The sequence below is a fragment of the Flavimobilis soli genome (genome assembly GCF_002564025.1).
Taxonomy (GTDB): Bacteria; Actinomycetota; Actinomycetes; order Actinomycetales; family Cellulomonadaceae; genus Flavimobilis; species Flavimobilis soli.
Map to the genome: position 1 here is coordinate 666022 of NZ_PDJH01000001.1, position 18877 is coordinate 684898.

Below are 18877 nucleotides of genomic sequence, written 5' to 3' on the forward strand. Positions count from 1 at the left end.
CGCGCGGGACCCCCTCCCGGGCACGCCCGAGGCCTCACTGCCCATGGCACGAGACCTGCATCCATGACCCGATCGATACCTTTTCGTGACCCGTTCGGGTGGCGCTCGTCACGCCCAGACCCTACGGTCAGGAAATGGTGGACAACAGCACAACACCGGCAAGTCGGCATGCATCCGGCACTGACGGGCAGTCCCCGCGCGACTCCGCGCCGCTCGTCGAGCTGGTCGACGTCAACAAGCACTTCGGTGACCTCCACGTCCTGAAGGACATCAACCTCGAGGTCCGCCGTGGCGAGGTCGTCGTCATCATCGGCCCCTCAGGCTCCGGCAAGTCGACCCTGTGCCGCACGATCAATCGGCTCGAGACGATCGACTCCGGCACCATCCGCGTCGACGGCAAGGTCCTCCCCCAGGAAGGCAAGGAGCTCGCCCGTCTCCGCGCCGACGTCGGCATGGTCTTCCAGTCCTTCAACCTCTTCGCCCACCGGTCCGTCCTCGACAACGTGACCCTCGGCCCCGTCAAGGCCCGCGGCATCAAGAAGACCGACGCGGAGAAGCAGGCGCTCGCGCTCCTCGAGCGCGTCGGTGTGCAGAACCAGGCGCAGAAGCTCCCTGCCGCCCTCTCGGGCGGCCAGCAGCAACGCGTCGCGATCGCGCGCTCCCTCGCGATGAGCCCCAAGGTCATGCTCTTCGACGAGCCGACCTCCGCCCTCGACCCCGAGATGATCAACGAGGTCCTCGACGTCATGGTGGCCCTCGCGAAGGACGGCATGACGATGATCGTCGTCACCCACGAGATGGGCTTCGCCCGGCGAGCAGCCGACCGCGTCGTCTTCATGGCCGACGGCCAGATCGCCGAAGAGGCGGACCCCGAGACGTTCTTCACGGCGCCCCGCACGGACCGCGCCCGCGACTTCCTGTCCAAGATCCTCACCCACTGACCCCCGCCGCACCGCGGCGGGTGACGAGACCCTGGAGGAACACCATGCGCACGAAGCTCATCGCGGCCGGGACGGCCGCAGCAGCCTTGGCAGCACTGCTCACCGGCTGCGGATCGTCCGACGACGACAAGCTCACGATCGGCATCAAGTTCGACCAGCCGGGCCTCGGCCTGCGCAGCGGCTCGGAGTACAAGGGGTTCGACGTCGACGTCGCACGGTACGTCGCCAAGGAGCTGGGCTACGACGAGGACCAGATCGAGTTCAAGGAGACGCCCTCCCCTCAGCGCGAGAACATGCTCCAGTCCGGTCAGGTCGACATGATCTTCGCGACATACTCGATCACGGACGCGCGCAAGGAGAAGGTCGCGTTCGCCGGCCCTTACTTCATCGCCGGCCAGGACCTCCTCGTCGCCGCCGACAACACCGACATCACCGGCCCCGACACCCTCGACGGCAAGAAGCTCTGCTCGGTCCAGGGCTCGACGTCGGCGCAGAAGGTCAAGGACGACTACTCGACGGGCGTCCAGCTCCAGGAGTTCGACACGTACTCCAAGTGCATCGAGCAGCTCGTCGCCGGCACGATCGACGCCGTGACGACCGACGACATCATCCTCGCGGGCTTCGCCGCCCAGGAGGCCAACGCCGGCAAGCTCAAGGTCGTCGGCAACCCGTTCTCCGAGGAGCAGTACGGCGTCGGCCTGCCGAAGGACAACGACACGTGCCAGAAGGTCAACGACGCGATCTCGAAGATGATCAGCGACGGTTCCTGGCAGAAGGCCGTGGACGCGAACACGGCGGAGGGCTACACCCCCAGCGCCGCGAACCCGCCGACCCCGGCCGCCTGCAGCTGATCTCCCCCGGGTGGGCGCGGGGACGCGCCCACCCACCCTCTGACCGACAAGGTGATCGATGACGACGCTCTCGACCGACGTCTCCTCGCTCTTCGCCCAGTACGACATCTTCGGGGCGTTCGCGATGACGCTCCGCCTGACCGGCATGGCACTGATCGGCTCGCTCGCGATCGGGACGGTGCTCGCCGTCATGCGGATCTCACCGATCCCGTCGCTGCAGCTCGGCGGCGCGATCTATGTCAACGTCGTCCGCAACACCCCGCTGACGCTCATCCTGGTCGCCTGCTCCCTCGGCCTGTATACGCAGCTCGGCATCGTGCTCGCGGACAGCTCGTCGTCGACATTCATCGTCGACAACAACATCCGCCTCGCCGTCCTCGGCCTGTCCGTCTACCACGCGTCGTTCGTGTGCGAGGCGCTGCGCTCCGGGGTGAACACGGTGCCGACCGGGCAGGCCGAGGCGGCCCGGTCGATCGGGTTGTCGTTCGGCCAGAGCCTGCGGCTCGTCATCCTCCCGCAGGCCTTCCGCGGGGCGATCGCCCCGCTCGGGAACGTCGTGATCGCGCTGACGAAGAACACGACGGTCGCCGCGACGATCGGCGTCGCCGAGGCGTCCTACGTCATGAAGGAGATGATCGAGTTCCGTCCGGACGTGATCTTCCTGGTGTTCGGGATCTTCGCGGTCGGCTTCGTCCTCATCGTGCTCCCCGTGGGCGTCTTCATGACCTGGTTGTCCCGACGAGTGGCGGTGACCCGATGAACGTGAACCCACTGTTCGACGCGCCCGGCCCCCGGACCAAGCGCGCCTTCCGCGTCGCGAACGTCGTCGCGCTCCTGCTCCTGCTCGGCGGCCTCGCGTGGGTCGTCCTCGTGCTCGAGCGCCGCGGCCAGCTGACGGCGGCGAAGTGGGAGCCGTTCCTGACGTCCGACGTGTGGTCCGACTACCTGCTGCCAGGCATCGGCGGCACGCTCGGGGCCGCCGCGTGGTCCGTCGTCTTCGCGGGGATCTTCGGCGTCGTGTTCGGCCTCGGACGGTTGTCGCAGAGCCGCGTCCTGCGGGGCGTGAGCGGCGCGATCGTGGAGTTCTTCCGCGCGGTGCCCGTCCTGCTGATGATGGTCTTCGTCTACCAGCTGCTGATCGTGTACCGCCTTGTCCCGTCCGACCGCCTCGCGCTGACGGCGGTCGTGACGGCGCTGACGCTCTACAACGGCTCCGTCGTCGCCGAGCTGGTCCGCTCGGGCGTGCTGTCCCTGCCGAAGGGGCAGCGGGAGGCCGGGCTGTCGGTCGGCATGACGCACGGTCAGACCTTGCGCAGCGTGCTGCTGCCTCAGGGCATCACGGCGATGCTGCCGGCGCTCGTGAGCCAGCTCGTCGTGGTGGTCAAGGACTCGGCGCTCGGGTACCTGATCAGCTATGCGGAGCTCTTGCGCCAGGCGGAGTACGTGGCGACGAACTTCTCGAACTACATCCCTGCCGTGATGGTGATCGCGGCGATCTTCATCACGATCAACTTCGCCCTCTCGGCGGTCGCGGACCGGCTGGCGCGTCGCTTGCGGTCCCGGACGTCGGGGCGTCTGGCTCCTCAGGCCCCGGGACTGGTGACCAGCACGAAGTGACGGTGCGCCGGCTCAGTCGGCGGTCGTCCGATCAGCCAGCGGTCGCGCGGGCGCGCAGCTCGCGAACGACGGTCACCGTGACCTGACCGAGGACGAGGTCGCGGTCGGCGATGTCGCGGGCGATCTGGTCCGCGAGCCCGCTCAGCGCGGAGTCGGGCACGGCGCCGGGCTCGACGACGACGCGCACCTCGTGCCCGGACGCCATGACGATGACCTTCGAGACACCGGGCACCCCGCTGACGTGCTTCTCGAGCTCTTCCATGCGGCGCACGAAGGCGTTCGGGTCCTCACGCCGTGCGCCTGGGCGTGCGGCGGAGATCGCGTCGGCGATCTGCACGATCACGGCTTCGATGCTCTCGGTCGGCACCTCGTCGTGGTGCGCGGCGATCGCGTTGACCACGACGGGGCTCTCGCCGTGCTGTGCTGCGAGGCGCGCCCCCTCGGCGGCGTGCGTCCCGGCCTCGGGGCGCGTGACGCCCTTGCCGATGTCGTGGAGGAACCCGGCGCGTCGGGCGCTCTCGACGTCGGCTCCGACGTCGGCGGCGACAGACGCCGCGATCAGGGCGGTCTCGACGAGGTGCTCCTGGACGTTCTGGCCGGCGGACGCCCGGTAGGCGAGCTGGCCGACGACCGTGAGGAGCTCGGGCGGCAGGCCGCGTACGCCGGCGTCCTGCGCGGCGGCGAGGCCGCTCGCCTGCACGCGTTCCGCGGTCTCGCGGGTCGCCTCGGCGACGGCCGTCTCGATGCGGTCGAGGTTGACCCGCCCGTCGGCGACAAGCCGTTCGAGAGCGACACGGGCGACCTCGCGGCGCTCCGCGTCGAAGCAGGACAGCACGACGTCGTCGGACTGGTCGTCGACGATCATGGTCACGCCGGTCAGCGCTTCGAACGCGCGGATGTTGCGGCCGTCCTTGCCGATGACCGGTCCCTTGAGGTCGGGTGACGGGAGCGGGACGACGGAAACGGCCGCCTGGGTGCTCGTGGGCAGTGCGAGGCGGCCGACGGCGTCGACGATGATGCGTCGCGCCCGGGACTCGGAGTCCTTGCGGACCTGTTCCTCGTGGCGACGCGCCTTGTCGAGCGCCTCCTGGCGGGCGTCGTCGACGAGGCGGCGCACGAGCCGTTCGTGGGCATCGCTGACGGTGAGCCCGGCGGTCTCGGCGAGCTGCTGATCGATCTGACGCTCGAGCGCGACGAGACGCCGGCGCTCGAGCTCGGCCTGCTCGCGGAGCGCATCGAGCTCGGCCCGCTCGGTCTCGAGGCGGGACGCGGTCCCAGCGAGCCGCTGCTTCTCGACCTCGACACCGCGCTCTCGCTCGGTGACACGCTCGTCGCGGCTGGCGACGTCCTTGGCCTGTGAGGTCACCGCCTCGCGGACGGAGGCGGCATACTCGCGCGCCTGCTCACGGACCGCTTCGGCCTCGCGGCGGGCGACGAGGACGAGGAGAAGTGCGACGAGACAGGCGCCGAGCAGGACGAGAAGCAGGAAGCTCGTCTCGGCCGTTCCCATGGCCCTCCCTCATCGTGCGATCCCTGACCTGACGTGCCCATCCTTTCAAACGGACGCGACCTGTGACGACCGTGTCCCGCGTGTCGGCGTCAGTCCTCGTCCTCGACGATCTCACGGATCACCTGCATGGCCACGCTCGACGAGTAGCCCTTGCGTCCGAGGAAGCCTGCGAGCCGTCGGCGGCGCGTGTCCGCGGGGAGCGCCGTCATCCTGGCCGCTCGCGTCGCGGCGATACGTCGTGCGGCGTCGAGCTCGGCGTCGTCGTCGACCTGGTCGAGCGCCTCACGCGCGACCGTCTCGTCGATGCCCTTCGTCCTCAGCTCGGCTGCGAGAGCCCGGCGGGACAGCCCGCGCTCCGCGAAACGGGTGCGGACGAGCGTCTGTGCGTACTGCACGTCGTCGATCAGCCCGACCTCTTCGAAGCGGTCGAGCACCTCGTCGGCGATCTCGGGGTCGACGTCGCGGTCGGCGAGCCCTTGAGCGAGGCGTGAGCGGCTCTTCGCGGACGCGGTCAGGGCGCGCAGCACGTACTCGCGGGCACGCTCGCGTTCTTCCTCCGGGTCCGGTGCGGCCGAGGTGACGCCCTCCGGCTCAGGGGCGCCCGCCCACGGATCCTCCTGCGCACGCACGGACGCGCCGCCCCGGCGTGCGGGGCGACGCGTCTGTGCGGGCGGGCGCGTCAGAAGTCGACCTTCTTGCTCTTCGACGCCTTGGTGGCCTTCGCGGCTGGCGCGTCGGCGACCGTGTCGCCCGGAGCGTCAGCAGCGGCCGGCTCTTCGGTGCTGGGCACGATGCCGAGCTTCTCGAGGATGCGACGCTCGATGTCGGCGGCGAGCTCGGGGTTGTCCCGGAGGAACGAGCGGGCGTTCTCCTTGCCCTGGCCGAGCTGGTCGCCGTCGCACGTGAACCACGAGCCGGACTTGCGCACGATGCCGTGCTCGACGCCGAGGTCGATCAGGCTGCCCTCGCGCGAGATGCCGACGCCGTAGAGGATGTCGAACTCCGCCTGCTTGAAGGGCGGCGCCATCTTGTTCTTGACGACCTTGACGCGAGTGCGGTTGCCGACGGCGTCGGTGCCCTCCTTGAGGGTCTCGATGCGGCGGATGTCGAGGCGCACGGACGAGTAGAACTTGAGCGCCTTGCCACCGGTCGTCGTCTCGGGCGTGCCGAAGAACACGCCGATCTTCTCGCGGAGCTGGTTGATGAAGATCGCGGTCGTGCCCGAGGAGCTCAGAGCACCCGTGATCTTGCGGAGGGCCTGCGACATGAGGCGGGCCTGGAGGCCGACGTGGCTGTCACCCATCTCGCCCTCGATCTCGGCCTTGGGGACGAGCGCCGCGACGGAGTCGATCACGATGATGTCGATCGCACCCGAGCGGATGAGCATGTCCATGATCTCGAGGGCCTGCTCCCCCGTGTCCGGCTGCGAGACGAGCAGCGCGTCCGTGTCGACGCCGAGCTTGCGCGCGTAGACCGGGTCGAGCGCGTGCTCCGCGTCGATGAACGCGGCGATGCCGCCTGCGCGCTGGGCGTTGGCGACGGCGTGCAGCGCGACGGTCGTCTTTCCCGAGGACTCGGGGCCGTAGATCTCGACGATGCGGCCGCGCGGGAGACCGCCGATGCCGAGCGCGACGTCGAGCGCGATGGAACCGGTCGGGATGACCTCGACAGCGGGACGGTTGTCGTCACCGAGACGCATCACCGAGCCCTTGCCGAACTGGCGGTCGATCTGGCTGAGCGCTGCTTCGAGCGCCTTCTCGCGGTCAGCGGTAGCTGCCATGGCTGTCACCTCTGTGCTCGGGCGACCTGCTGGCCGCGCGTCTTCGGTCGTGCGTGATGTCGTGCCGACACTAGGACCGACCTCTGACACCGTCGCAGGACGGGGTGGTGCCGGTGCGTCCCGAGACGTGCCGACGTCTCTGGGGACAGACGATACCGAACATCTGTTCGAGAGGCGACGGGGTTCTCCCCCGGCGTGTCGCGAGGCTCAACGACGCGGTGGCGCCTGCCGGTGCGGGTCCGTACCCCAGCGCTTGCCCTCCGGGACGGTCATCGCGTCGCACAGCGCGTGCCAGACGACCCGCGGCTCCTCGCCGTCGTCGAGGGCCTGGACCGCCGTCCGGTCATGGAGCGCGGGCAGCACCTGGTCGCCCGTGATCGAACGCCCGTAGGCGCGGCCGAAGACGTCGTCGACCAGGTCCCAGAACTCGCGGTAGCGCACCACCCAAGCCTGCCACGCGTCGAGGACGCCGCCATGCCGCTGTCGGTGGTGAAGGACACAATGGCCTGCATGACCCGTCCCGGTGCCACGAGCGAGCCTGCAGCGGCCCCGTCGGACGCGGACGCCCTCGCGGGGTTCCACCCGGCGACCCGCGCGTGGTTCGAGGGCGCCTTCGCGGCCCCGACCGCTGCCCAGGCGGGAGCGTGGGCGGCGATCGACGCAGGCGACCACGCTCTCGTCGTCGCGCCGACCGGATCGGGCAAGACGCTCGCGGCGTTCCTGTGGTCGATCGACCGGCTCCTGACCCGCGGGCGCGACGAGGAGCCAGCCGCGGGAGCCGCCGACCTGGTCCAGGACCGCATCGTCTACGTGTCGCCGCTCAAGGCCCTCGCGGCCGACGTCGAACGGAACCTCCGCGCGCCGCTCACGGGGATCAGCCACGCCGCGCAGCGCCTCGGCCTGACCGTCCCCGAGCTGACGATCGGGGTCCGCACCGGGGACACCCCGCCCGCCGAGCGTCGTCGGCTCGCCGTGCGGCCGCCCGACATCCTCATCACGACGCCCGAGTCGCTGTTCCTCGTGCTCACGTCCAACGCGCGCGAAGGGCTGCGCGGCACGGGCACCGTGATCGTCGACGAGATCCACGCCGTCGCCGGGACGAAGCGCGGCGCGCACCTCGCGGTGTCGCTCGAGCGGCTCGACGACCTGCTCGACCGACCCGCGCAGCGGGTCGGGCTGTCCGCGACGGCGCGACCGGTCGCCGTCGTCGCGGAGATGCTCGCAGGCCACCGAGCGCCCGAGGACGGCGGGCGTGCCGTCACGGTGGTCCAGCCGCCCGCGCACAAGCAGGTCGAGGTCGACGTCGTCCTCCCCGTCGAGGACCTCACCGACCTGACGCGCCCGACCGCGGACACGGGGCCCGACGTCGTCGACCTCTCGGGCGCCGCGGCAGGGCCGCTCAACCGCCCGTCGATCTGGCCGCACGTCGAGGAGCGCATCGTCGACCTCGCGCAGGAGCGGCGCTCGACGATCGTGTTCACCAACTCCCGGCGCACGGCCGAGCGGCTCACCGCGCGCCTCAACGAGATCTGGGCGGAACGCCAGGGCGAGACGGTCCCGGACCCTGGTGCGACCCACCCGGCGGCCGTCCCAGGCCAGTCCGGCACCGCGGCCGGAGCAGGCGGCGTCCTCGCCCGCGCGCACCACGGCTCGATGTCCCGCGCGGAACGCACGTTCACCGAGACCGAGCTCAAGGCGGGTCGGCTGCCGGTCGTCGTCGCGACCAGCTCGCTCGAGCTGGGCATCGACATGGGGGCGGTCGACCTGGTGATCCAGGTCGGTTCGCCGCCGTCCGTCGCGAGCGGCCTCCAGCGGGTCGGTCGGGCGGGGCACCAGGTCGGCGCCCCGAGCCACGGCATCGTCCTGCCGACGTTCCGCGGCGACCTGGTCCCCGCGACGGTGACGGCGACCTTGATGCGCGATGGCCAGATCGAGTCGCTCCAGCCGGTGCGCAACCCGCTCGACGTGCTCGCGCAGCAGATCGTGGCGATGGTCGCGATGGAGGACCGCACGCTCGACGACGTCGCGGCGACGGTCCGTCGCAGCGCGCCGTTCGCCCAGCTCCCGGACTCGGCGCTCCGGTCGGTCCTCGACATGCTCTCCGGCAGGTATCCGAGCGAGCAGTTCGGCGAGCTGCGCGCGCGGCTGACGTGGGACCGAGCGACGGACGTGCTCACCGCTCGTCCGGGCTCGCAACGGCTCGCCGTGACGAGCGGCGGCACGATCCCCGACCGAGGCCTGTACGGCGTCTTCCTCGCCGCGTCCTCCGGCTCGGCGGGCGCGGGCGCGGACGACGGCGTCCACGCGGACGAGGCTCCCGTGCGTGCTCGCGGCGGGCGACGTGTCGGCGAGCTCGACGAGGAGATGGTCTTCGAGTCCCGCGCCGGCGACACGTTCACGCTCGGGTCGAGCACGTGGCGCATCGAGGAGATCACCCCCGACCGCGTGCTCGTCTCTCCCGCCCCAGGCCTCCCCGGGCGCCTCCCGTTCTGGAAGGGCGACGCTCCCGGGCGCCCCGCCGACCTAGGGCGCGCGCTCGGCGCGTGGGTCCGCTCGCTGCCTGCCGCACCCACGCGGCGCGACCGCGAGCGCGCCACCGGCACGCCGACCGACCCGCGCCTCGGGGCGCTCGAGGCGCAGGGTCTCGACCCCTGGGCCGCGACGAACCTGCTCACGTACGTCGACGAGCAGCGTGACGCGACCGGCACGGTGCCCGACGACCGGACGATCGTCGTCGAGCGTTTCCGCGACGAGCTCGGGGACTGGCGCATCGTGGTCCACTCGCCCTACGGCGCGCGGGTGCACGCGCCGTGGGCGCTCGTGCTCGCGGCCAGGCTGCGTGAGCGCCTCGGGGTCGACGTCGCGGCGATGCACGCTGACGACGGCATCGTGCTGCGCCTGCCCGACGACGGCCCGACCGCCCCCGTCCGCCACGACCCGTCGGGGCCCCGCTGGGCCGACACGTCCGAGGCTCCCGACCTCGTCGACGACCTCATGCTCGACCCCGAGGAGGTGCACCGCCTCGTGCGCGACCACCTCGGCGGGTCTGTCATGTTCGCGTCGCGCTTCCGGGAGGCGGCCGCCCGCGCTCTGCTGCTCCCGCGCCGCTCCCCCGACCGCCGCCAGCCCTTGTGGCAGCAACGGCAGCGCAGCGCCCAGCTCCTGGCCGTCGCGTCCGAGCACGACCAGTTCCCGATCGTCCTCGAGGCGGTCCGTGAGTGCCTCCAGGACGACTTCGACGTCGCGGCGCTCGTCGACCTCATGCGCGCGGTCGCCGCAGGCGAGGTCACCGTCGTGCACGTCGACACGCCCTCGCCGTCGCCGTTCGCGCAGTCGCTCCTGTTCAGCTACACGGCCCAGTTCCTGTACGACGGCGACGCGCCGCTCGCGGAGCGCCGCGCGGCCGCGCTCACGCTCGACCCGAACCTCCTCGACGAGCTGCTCGGCCGCACCGCGGAGGCTCAGGTCGCCGACCTCCTCGACGTCGACGCGGTCGCGCGAACGGCGGCCGAGCTCGCGGGGCTGACCCCGGACCGCCAGGCACGGCATGCCGACGACGTGCTCGACATGCTCCGCAGGCTCGGTCCGCTCACGCTCGCGGAGATCGAGGAACGGACCCTCCCAGACGTCCGGGACCACGCGCCCCGTTGGCTCGCCGCGCTCGAGGCCTCACGCCAGGTCTTCAGCACCCGCCTGCCCGGTGTCACCACCCCCGACCCCGTCTGGGCTGCGACGACGGACGCCGCGCGCCTGCGCGACGGGCTCGGCGCGCCGCTGCCCGTGGGCCTGCCCAGCGACCTGACCACGCCCGTCCCGGATCCGGTCGGCGACCTGGTGCTCCGGCACGCGCGCACGCACGTGCCGTTCCCCGCGTCCGAGGTCGGCACGCGCCTCGGACTGCCGCCTGCCGTCGTCGACGACACCCTCGCCAGGCTGAGCGCCGCAGGCCATCTCGTGTCGGGGCGCCTCCTGCCCGAAGCGCTCGGAGGCACCGGGTTCGAGCACTGCCACCGGGACGTCATGCGGGTCCTGCGGCGCCGCTCGCTCGCCGCGCTGCGCGCCGAGGTCGAGCCCGTGCCACCGCGGACGCTCGGGGTGTTCCTCCCCCGGTGGCAGCGCGTGGGCGCGCTGCGCGGCCGCGCAGGACTGCTCTCGGCGATCGAGCAGCTCGTCGGGGCACCGGTCCCGGCGAGCGACCTGGAGTCGCACATCCTCCCGGCGCGCGTCGTCGACTACGAGCCGAGCATGCTCGACGAGCTCACGACCTCGGGCGAGGTGCTGTGGTGCGGGCACTCGTCCCTCCCCGGCTCGAGCCGTACGGCGGGCAACGGCCTCGTGTCCCTGCACCTCGCCGACACGGCGCACCTCACGCTGCCGTGGACCGCCGTCCAGGACGCCGACGACCCCTCCGTACCGGGGGCCGACGGCACGAGCGGCGACGAGGAGACAGCCGCCGCGAGACGGGTCGAGAGGCTCGTGCTCGCGGCTCTCGACGGCGCGGGGGCGTTCTTCCTCGACCGGCTCGTCGACCGGGTCCGCGACGCGGGCGAGGGCACCGAGCTCCCGGTCGACCTCACCGCGGCCGTCCGAGACGCGCTGTGGGAGCTCGTGTGGGCCGGACGCGTCACGAACGACTCGCTCGGTCCCGTCCGCGAGCTTCTCGGGCCGAGCCGGACACGCACACCGAGCCGCTCGCGGACCGCGCGACCCGTGCGCCGCGGCCGGACCGGCCTCGCGGCGCTCGCTGCGGCGAGCCGCGCCGGCAGCGTCGGCCCGCTCCACGGCGGTGGCCGCTGGTCCCTGCTGCCGCAGCCCGAGCAGGACCCGACCGTGCGCGCCCATGCGCTCGCGACGGTGCTGCTCGAGCGGCACGGCGTCGTCACGCGCGCGCTGGCCGCTGCCGAGCAGGTCAGCAGCGCGCAGATCGGCGGCGCTTTCCGTGTGCTCGGAGCCCTCGAGTCCCAGGGCGAGGCGCGGCGCGGATACTTCGTCGAGCACCTCGGCGGCACGCAGTTCGCGGTCCCGGGCGCTGTCGACACGTTGCGGCAGGACTCGCGCGACCTCGAGCGGGCCGCCGAGCGCGGCGTCCCGGAGCCGTCCGCGCGGGCCACGTTCGTGCTCGCCGCGACGGACCCCGCCAACCCGTACGGTGCTGCGCTTCCGTGGCCGGCGCCGCGCGAGGGCGTCTCGCACCGCCCGGGCCGCAAGGCGGGCGCCGTCGTGGTGATCGTGGACGGGGACCTCGTCTGGTTCGTCGAGAGGGGAGGCCGCACCGCGCTGTCGTTCTCGGCCGACGGCGACCTGCTCGCGGCAGGCGCAGCAGCCCTCGCGGGCGCGGTCCGCGACGGTCGCCTCGGGCGCATCAGTCTCAGCAGGGTCGACAGCCACGACGTGTTCGGCGCATCGGGCCCGGCGCTCGACGCACTCGTCGGCGCCGGCTTCGCCGTCACGCCGCGCGGTCTGCGCGTAGCCGCCGGAGGTGCTCGTGCCTGAGGGCGACGTCCTGCGCCTCACCGCCGCCCGGCTCCACCAGGCCTTCGCCGGGAGCACTCTCACGCGTGTCGACCTGCGCTGGCCCGGGGTCGACGACGCGACGCTCCTCGGAGCGGTCGTCACCGAGGTCGTCGCGTACGGCAAGCACCTGCTCGTACGGACGGACCACGGCTGGACCCTCAGGACGCACCTGCGCATGGAGGGATCGTGGCGCGTCGCCCGGACCGGCTCCGCCCAGGCGCGCGGCAGGTCGCCGTACGTCCGGGCGGTCCTCGGCAACGACACCTGGACGGCGATCGGCCACCGCCTGGGGATGCTCGACGTCGTCCGCACCCGCGACGAGCACGTCCTGATCGGGCATCTCGGCCCTGACCTGCTCGACGACGACCTCGTCGTCGACGTCGACCTCGTGCGCGAGCACCTTCTCGGAGACCGACCGCAGACCCCGGTCGCCGAGGCTCTCCTCGACCAGACCCGGGTCGCGGGCATCGGCACCCTCTACGCCTCGGACAGCCTCTTCGTCACGCGCGTGCACCCGTGGACGCCGCTCGCCGCGATACCCGAAGATCGGCTCGTGCTCGTCCTCGCGACGGCTCAGGACCTCATGCGCAGAGCGGTCGCCGAGGGGCTGGGCGCCAGGAAGAAGCTGGTCCACGCACGCACAGGGCGGCCGTGCGTGCGCTGCGGCACGGCGATCACCGTGCGACAGGCCCGCAGGCCGCCCTACGAACGTCCGATCTTCTTCTGCCCGCAGTGTCAGAGCGAGCAGGCTCGGTGGGCCTGACGGCCGCACCGGTACGGTCGGCTCAGCCGACCGGGGTGAGCTCTCGCGGGGAGCTCGGGAACCTGTCGACCGCCGTGGCGAACTCGTCCGGCACCGTGTCCGGGATGAGCAGTCCCTCGGCGACCGCGACCCGGTCGCTGACCTCGCGGAGCACGAGCGACAGCGGCAGGTCCAACGCCTCGCAGATGGAGCCCAGCAGCTCTGAGGACGCTTCCTTCTGCCCTCGCTCGACCTCGCTCAGGTAACCCAGGGACACACGTGCCGACGAGGACACCTCACGGAGGGTTCGCCCTTGCCGCTGGCGCGCATCGCGCAACACGTCCCCGATCTCTCGTCGTAGGACAATCATCTGACGCCCCCTCTCTGCTTCTCGGCCGCCCGCGTTCGGTGCTGTGCACCGCCGTTCGTAGCGACGTTGGTCCGGCTGGTGGTTCTACGGTACCGCCGAGAGCCGATAAGCACCTCGGCAAATCGACGATCCTTGGGAATCACCCGCACACTCGTCACAACTCGCCAGGGGCCTCGTTTGTTCCCGCCCCCGGGTCCTGGCCTCCGAGCACCTCGAGCGCCAGCCTGATCGCGGCAGCCACGGCCGCTGCCCGGATCGTCGCCCGGTCGCCGTCGAGAGACAGGCGGCGCACCGTCGGGGAGCCGTCGAAGGCCGCGGCGACGAACACCGTGCCGACCGGCTGGCCGTCCTGCGGCTCCGGTCCCGCGACGCCCGTCGTCGCGAGCCCGACGGAGGCTCCCGCGACGCGCGTGACGCCCGTCGCCATCTGCTCCGCGACGTCCGGGTGCACGGCCCCTTCCCGCGCGAGCAGGTCAGCGTCGACGCCGAGGACGCTCGCCTTGAGGTCCGTCGCGTACGCGACCACTCCCCCGCGGAAGACCGCCGACGCGCCCGGCACGTCCACGATCGCGCTCGCGAGCGCCCCGCCGGTGAGCGACTCGGCGACCGCGAGCGTGCGCCCCTGCGCCCCGGCGAGGGCGACGAGCTCGGCGGCGCGGCTGCGGGTCATCGGCGCGGACGGAGCCTGGCGGCCTGGACGAGGTAGTCGACGCCCGTCACGACGGTCACGACGACGGCCGCGGCCATGAGGACGACACCGACGACGTGGACGAACCCGGGCAGCACCCAGGCCGGCGCGAGCAGCGCGACGATCGCAGCCGACTGGAGGACGGTCTTGAGCTTGCCCCCGCGAGAGGCTGGGAGGACGACGTACCGGAGCATGAAGAACCGCATGACGGTGATGCCGAGCTCACGGACGAGGATGAGCGCGGTGACCCACCACCAGAGCTCCCCGATGATCGACAGCCCGACGAGCGCGGTGCCGACGAGCGCCTTGTCGGCGATCGGGTCGAGCAGCTTCCCGAGGTCGGTCACGAGGTTGCGCCGTCGCGCGAGGTAGCCGTCGAGCTTGTCCGTGCTCGCCGAGACCGCGAAGATCGCCGTCGCGACCCAGCGCCACGTCTCCGACGCTCCCCCGTCGACGAGCAACGCCCACACGAAGAAGGGGACGGTTGCGATCCGGGTGGCCGTGATCGCGTTCGGAAGGTTCCACTGCTGGCGCCACGGCGTCGTCGTAGTCGGCACGCACCCAGGATAGGTCCTGGGCGCAGGGCGGTCGTCGCGGGGCGCGCCCTGGTCGCGCTAGTGTCCTCGCATGCGTCACGCCCGCCTGTCCCCCGGAGCTTCGCGCGGTCGGCGCATCCTGATCGGGGCAGCGGTCGTGTCCGTCGTCGGCGCGAGCGGGCTCGCCGTCGCGACGTCGATACGCGACGACGCACCGGGGACCCAGCCGACGAGCGCGGCCTCGAGCGCCGCGAGCGCGCCCTCGATACCGGCTCCGGCACCGACCACGACGACACCCGCGGCTCCGCCGGACGTGACGTTCACGATCCTCGCGGCGGGCGACGTCCTGCCGCACCTGCCCGTCATGGCGTCGGCGCGCAAGGGTGACGGCTACGACTTCAGCCCGCTGCTCGCGGGCTTCGACCGCTGGGTCGACGGGGCCGACCTCGCGCTGTGCCACATGGAGGTGCCGGTCGCGCCGAAGGGGCGCCCGGCGAGCGGCTACCCGCTCTTCGGCACGACGCCGCAGCTCGTCAAGGACCTCGCGGAGCAGGGGTGGGACGGTTGCTCGACGGCGTCGAACCACTCGGTCGACCGCGGCTACGCGGGCGTCGAGCGCACGCTCGACGTGTTCGACGAGGAGGGCCTCGGGCACGTCGGCACGGCCCGGTCGGCCGAGGAGGCTCAGGCCCCGGCGCTGTACCGCGTGACGGTCGACGGTCAGCCGACGCTCGTCGCGCAGCTCTCGGCGACCTACGGCACCAACGGGATGCCCGTCGACGCGGACAAGCCCTGGTCCGTCTCGCTCATCGACACCGACGCGATCGTGGAGCAGGCCAAGGCGGCCCGCGCCGACGGCGCGGACATCGTGCTCGTGTCGATCCACGACGGCACCGAGTACCGCACCGCCCCGACCGAGCACCAGGAGAAGGTCGCCGCCGCGCTCGCGAAGTCTGGCGAGGTCGACGTGATCATCGGCCACCACGCGCACGTCCCGCAGCCCATGACGAAGCTCGACGGTGGGCCGGGCGGCCGGGGTACGTGGGTCGCCTACGGTCTCGGCAACCTCTTGTCGAACCAGTCGGCAGAGTGCTGCGCACCCGAGTCGTCGAACGGGCTCGCGCTCGTCGCCGAGGTCACTCGCGTCGCCGGCGGACCGGCCGAGGTCACCGACATGAGGTGGGTCGCCACGACGGTCGACCGCGTCGGGAAGCACAGCCTGCACGCCCTCGCCGACATCGAGGGCAAGGCCACGGGCAAGCTCTCCGCGAAGGAGATCGACCGCCGCTACGACCGGGTGCGCGACGCCGTCGGCACGGACCTGGAGGAGCTCACCACCCCGCCGGCGAAGCAGGACAGCACGGTGAAGGTGATCGCCCGCCCGCGCTGAGCGAGCGAGACGCGGCCCTCCCACGTCTCCCGGTCCGGACAGGACGGCGACAGCGCCCCGCGGCGCCTGCGCCCCTGTGCGGTACGAACGATCCCGGGCCCGGGTCTCTAGCGCCCGGTCTCGTTCCAGGCGTCGTCCTCGCCAGGCGTGTCGTCGTCGTAGTAGTCCGTGGCCGTCGGCGGCAGGCCCGAGTCCGCTCCGGCCGCATACCGGTCCCCGTCGTCGGCCTGGTCGTAGGCCGACGCACCCGTCGAGGGCCCAGGCTCGCCGCGGAGCATCGCGAGCGTCGCGGGCAGGTCGTCCGGCTGCACGAGCACCTCGCGCGCCTTCGACCCCTCAGAGGGCCCCACGATCTCGCGCGACTCGAGCAGGTCCATCAGTCGCCCGGCCTTCGCGAAGCCGACGCGGAGCTTGCGCTGCAGCATCGACGTCGAGCCGAACTGCGACGTGATGACGAGCTCGGCGGCCTGCAGCAGGACGTCGAGGTCGTCGCCGATGTCCTCGTCGACCTGCTTCTTCGCCGCGGTGACGGTGACGTCCTCGCGGTAGACGGGCTTGAGCTGCGCCTTGACGTGCGAGACGACGGCGTGGATCTCGCTCTCCGTGACCCACGCGCCCTGGACGCGCATCGGCTTCGCCTCGCCCATCGGCATGAAGAGCGCGTCACCCTGACCGATGAGCTTCTCCGCGCCCGGCTGGTCGAGGACCACGCGGGAGTCGGTGAGCGACGAGGTCGCGAACGCGAGGCGCGACGGCACGTTCGCCTTGATGAGGCCCGTGACGACGTCGACGCTCGGACGCTGCGTCGCGAGCACGAGGTGGATGCCCGCCGCGCGGGCGAGCTGAGTGATGCGCTGGATCGACGCCTCGACGTCGCGCGGGGCGACCATCATGAGGTCCGCGAGCTCGTCGACGACGACGAGCAGGTACGGGTACGGGGCGATCTTCCGCTGCGAGCCCTCGAGCGGCTTGACCTTGCCCGCGCGCACCGCGGTGTTGAAGTCGTCGATGTGCTTGAAGCCGAACATCGCGAGGTCGTCGTACCGCGCGTCCATCTCTCGCACGACCCACTCGAGGGCCTCGGCGGCCTTCTTCGGGTTCGTGATGATCGGCGTGATGAGGTGCGGGATCCCCTCGTAGATCGTGAGCTCGACGCGCTTCGGGTCGACGAGCACCATCCGCACCTGGTCCGGGGTGGACCGCATGAGCAGCGACACGATCATCGAGTTCACGAAGCTCGACTTACCGGCACCGGTCGCTCCGGCGACGAGGATGTGCGGCATCTTCGCGAGGTTCGCGACGACGTACCCACCCTCGACGTCCTTGCCGATACCGATGACCATCGGGTGCTCGGTGCGCCGGGCGACCGAGGAGCGCAGCACGTCGCCGAGAGCGACCGTCTCGCGGTCGGCGTTGGGGATCTCGATGCCGATCGCGGACTTGCCGGGGATCGGCGAGAGGATGCGGACGTCGGCGCTCGCGACGGCGTACGCGATGTTCTTGCTGAGCGCGGTGACGCGCTCGACCTTGGTCCCCTGGCCGAGCTCGACCTCGTAGCGCGTGACGGTCGGGCCGCGCGAGAAGCCCGTGACGGACGCGTTGATCGAGAACTGCTCGAAGACGTTGGTGAGCGCCTCGACGACCCGGTCGTTCGCGGCGGAGCGCACCTTGTGCGGCGGCCCCTTGACGAGGCTCTCCTCGCTCGGGAGGAGGTAGACGACGTCGCCCTCGAGCATCGGCTGCTCCCCCGGCGGCACAGGGGCGGTCGGAGGGGCCGCGAGCTCTTCCGCCGGGGGCTCGACCGCGGAGATCGCCTCGGTGTCGGCGTCGTGGTCCACGGGCGCGGCGAGCACCTCGGGCGCGGCGGCCTCGAGGACCTCCGTCTCGTCCGGGGCCTCGATCTCGCCGCGGAGCGCTGCTGCCTCGAACGCCTCGTCACCGACGTAGCCAGGCAGGCCGTCGTGCTGCGCGACGTCCTGCGCGCGGGAGCCCGCGCGACCGAAGCGACGGCGGCGCTTGGGTGCCGCTTCCTCGGGCTCGCCGTCGTGCCGGGAGACGCCGGGCGCGAGGGCGAGCGGCCCGTCATCGTCGAGCTCGGCAGGCACGCTCTTGCCGGTGAGGCGGTCGACGAACGCCCGCACGCGCGGGACGATCTGGTTGATCGGCGTCGCGGTCAGCACGAGGACGCCGAAGAAGCCGAGGATGAGCAGCACCGGGACGGCGATCCACGCGCTCAGTCCTGCGACGAGGGGGTTGCCCACGACGAAGCCGACGAGGCCGCCCGCCGAGCGCACGGCCTCCCAGTCGCCCAGCCCGGGCAGCCCCGAGGAGATCGCGACGAGGCCGCACACGCACACGACGATCGCGGTCAGACCGATCGACTTGCGGCTCGTCACCGCCGAGTCGAGCGGGTTGCGCATGAAGCGCACCGAGAGCCACAGCAGCAGCAGCGGGACGACGACACCCACGACGCCGACCGCGCCGGCCACGAGCACGTGCACCCACTCCATGACGAAGCCCTCGAGGCGGAACCACTCGCGGCCCGCCGTGATGATCGTCAGCGCCAGGAGCAGCAGCGCCACCCCGTCACGACGGTGCGCGGGGTCGAGGTCCTGGGCGCCCTGGCCGATCCGGCGCGCGGAGCCACCGACGAGGTGCGCGCAGCCCATCCAGGCGCCCTTGACCATGCGCACGGGCAGCGGGGACCGCGCGGGTCCGGCGTCGGACGCAGGCTTGCGTCCCGTCGACCCGCCGCGCGCGGACCCGGACTTCGCGGCCGCAGGGCGCGCCGAACCCCCCGAGGCGCGCACCGTCGTCGAACGGTTGCGCGTTCCGGAGGAGGTGCTGGACCCACGTGTCGCCATGCTGTGAAATCTACCGTCCAGACGCACGCAGCCCCGGCAGGCACCGCCGCGAGGCGGGCCGCCGGGGCTGCGTG

At 72.0% G+C, this 18877-nt stretch carries 16 protein-coding genes; 7 read left to right on the plus strand and 9 right to left on the minus strand.

Features of this window, described 5'->3' with window-relative positions; genetic code table 11:
- The first annotated feature begins 134 nt into the window (after window positions 1-134).
- The 4 genes from ATL41_RS03045 to ATL41_RS03060 are packed head-to-tail and all read left to right on the plus strand — an operon-like array spanning window position 135 to window position 3409.
- Window positions 135-941 carry an amino acid ABC transporter ATP-binding protein gene (locus ATL41_RS03045; RefSeq protein ID WP_098457150.1) on the plus strand — a complete coding sequence of 269 codons (807 nt, stop codon included), beginning with the start codon at window positions 135-137 and terminating at the stop codon, window positions 939-941.
- Between the two features lie 44 nt (window positions 942-985).
- Window positions 986-1792, plus strand: a complete 807-nt coding sequence (locus ATL41_RS03050; RefSeq protein WP_098457151.1) for a glutamate ABC transporter substrate-binding protein — start codon at window positions 986-988, stop codon at window positions 1790-1792.
- Window positions 1793-1850: 58 nt separating this feature from the next.
- A complete protein-coding gene (locus tag ATL41_RS03055) occupies window positions 1851-2552 on the plus strand; it encodes an amino acid ABC transporter permease (protein ID WP_143556555.1) in 702 nt (233 codons plus the stop codon).
- On the plus strand, window positions 2549-3409 hold the full coding sequence (locus ATL41_RS03060; RefSeq protein WP_098457152.1) for an amino acid ABC transporter permease: 861 nt from the start codon (window positions 2549-2551) through the stop codon (window positions 3407-3409). The genes ATL41_RS03055 and ATL41_RS03060 overlap by 4 nt, the downstream gene beginning before the upstream one ends.
- 31 nt (window positions 3410-3440) lie before the next feature.
- Here the strand turns inward: ATL41_RS03060 and ATL41_RS03065 are convergent, their stop codons facing one another.
- From ATL41_RS03065 to ATL41_RS03080, 4 genes are all read right to left on the minus strand, one after another.
- Window positions 3441-4919 carry an Rnase Y domain-containing protein gene (locus ATL41_RS03065; protein WP_098457153.1) on the minus strand — a complete coding sequence of 493 codons (1479 nt, stop codon included), beginning with the start codon at window positions 4917-4919 and terminating at the stop codon, window positions 3441-3443.
- An 89-nt stretch (window positions 4920-5008) separates the two neighbouring features.
- Window positions 5009-5548 carry a regulatory protein RecX gene (locus ATL41_RS03070; RefSeq protein WP_098457154.1) on the minus strand — a complete coding sequence of 180 codons (540 nt, stop codon included), beginning with the start codon at window positions 5546-5548 and terminating at the stop codon, window positions 5009-5011.
- A gap of 50 nt (window positions 5549-5598) precedes the next feature.
- A complete protein-coding gene (gene recA, locus ATL41_RS03075) occupies window positions 5599-6699 on the minus strand; it encodes a recombinase RecA (RefSeq protein ID WP_098457155.1) in 1101 nt (366 codons plus the stop codon).
- Between the two features lie 207 nt (window positions 6700-6906).
- Window positions 6907-7140 (minus strand): DUF3046 domain-containing protein, encoded by a 234-nt coding sequence (locus ATL41_RS03080; protein ID WP_098458898.1) that lies wholly within the window; start codon window positions 7138-7140, stop codon window positions 6907-6909.
- 69 nt (window positions 7141-7209) lie between these two features.
- On the opposite strand from ATL41_RS03080, the gene ATL41_RS03085 reads away from it, so the two are divergent.
- Together ATL41_RS03085 and ATL41_RS03090 are read left to right on the plus strand one after the other, a co-directional pair.
- Window positions 7210-12192: an Lhr family ATP-dependent helicase gene (locus ATL41_RS03085; protein ID WP_098457156.1), complete on the plus strand. Its 4983-nt coding sequence runs from the start codon at window positions 7210-7212 to the stop codon at window positions 12190-12192.
- The gene (locus ATL41_RS03090; RefSeq protein WP_245854590.1) at window positions 12179-12976 is read left to right on the plus strand and encodes a DNA-formamidopyrimidine glycosylase family protein; all 798 of its coding nucleotides are present in this window, start codon (window positions 12179-12181) and stop codon (window positions 12974-12976) included. Before ATL41_RS03085 ends, ATL41_RS03090 begins: the two co-directional genes overlap by 14 nt.
- 22 nt (window positions 12977-12998) lie before the next feature.
- Here ATL41_RS03090 and ATL41_RS03095 read toward each other — a convergent pair whose 3' ends face one another.
- The 4 genes from ATL41_RS03095 to ATL41_RS13460 form a co-directional block, all read right to left on the minus strand.
- Complete coding sequence (locus ATL41_RS03095; RefSeq protein WP_098457157.1) at window positions 12999-13325, minus strand: helix-turn-helix domain-containing protein; 327 nt, start codon at window positions 13323-13325, stop codon at window positions 12999-13001.
- A gap of 154 nt (window positions 13326-13479) precedes the next feature.
- On the minus strand, window positions 13480-13995 hold the full coding sequence (locus ATL41_RS03100; protein ID WP_098457158.1) for a CinA family protein: 516 nt from the start codon (window positions 13993-13995) through the stop codon (window positions 13480-13482).
- Entirely contained in the window at window positions 13992-14570 is a 579-nt protein-coding gene (pgsA, locus tag ATL41_RS03105; RefSeq protein ID WP_098457159.1) for a CDP-diacylglycerol--glycerol-3-phosphate 3-phosphatidyltransferase, read from the minus strand. The genes ATL41_RS03100 and pgsA overlap by 4 nt, the downstream gene beginning before the upstream one ends.
- Window positions 14571-14645: 75 nt before the next feature.
- Window positions 14646-14873 carry a hypothetical protein gene (locus tag ATL41_RS13460; protein ID WP_245854592.1) on the minus strand — a complete coding sequence of 76 codons (228 nt, stop codon included), beginning with the start codon at window positions 14871-14873 and terminating at the stop codon, window positions 14646-14648.
- Between ATL41_RS13460 and ATL41_RS03110 the strand changes: the two genes are divergently transcribed.
- Entirely contained in the window at window positions 14863-15939 is a 1077-nt protein-coding gene (locus tag ATL41_RS03110; protein ID WP_245854594.1) for a CapA family protein, read from the plus strand. The genes ATL41_RS13460 and ATL41_RS03110 overlap by 11 nt on opposite strands.
- A 107-nt stretch (window positions 15940-16046) precedes the next feature.
- Here ATL41_RS03110 and ATL41_RS03115 read toward each other — a convergent pair whose 3' ends face one another.
- Window positions 16047-18803, minus strand: a complete 2757-nt coding sequence (locus ATL41_RS03115; protein WP_098457161.1) for an FtsK/SpoIIIE family DNA translocase — start codon at window positions 18801-18803, stop codon at window positions 16047-16049.
- Between the last annotated feature and the right edge of the window lie 74 nt (window positions 18804-18877).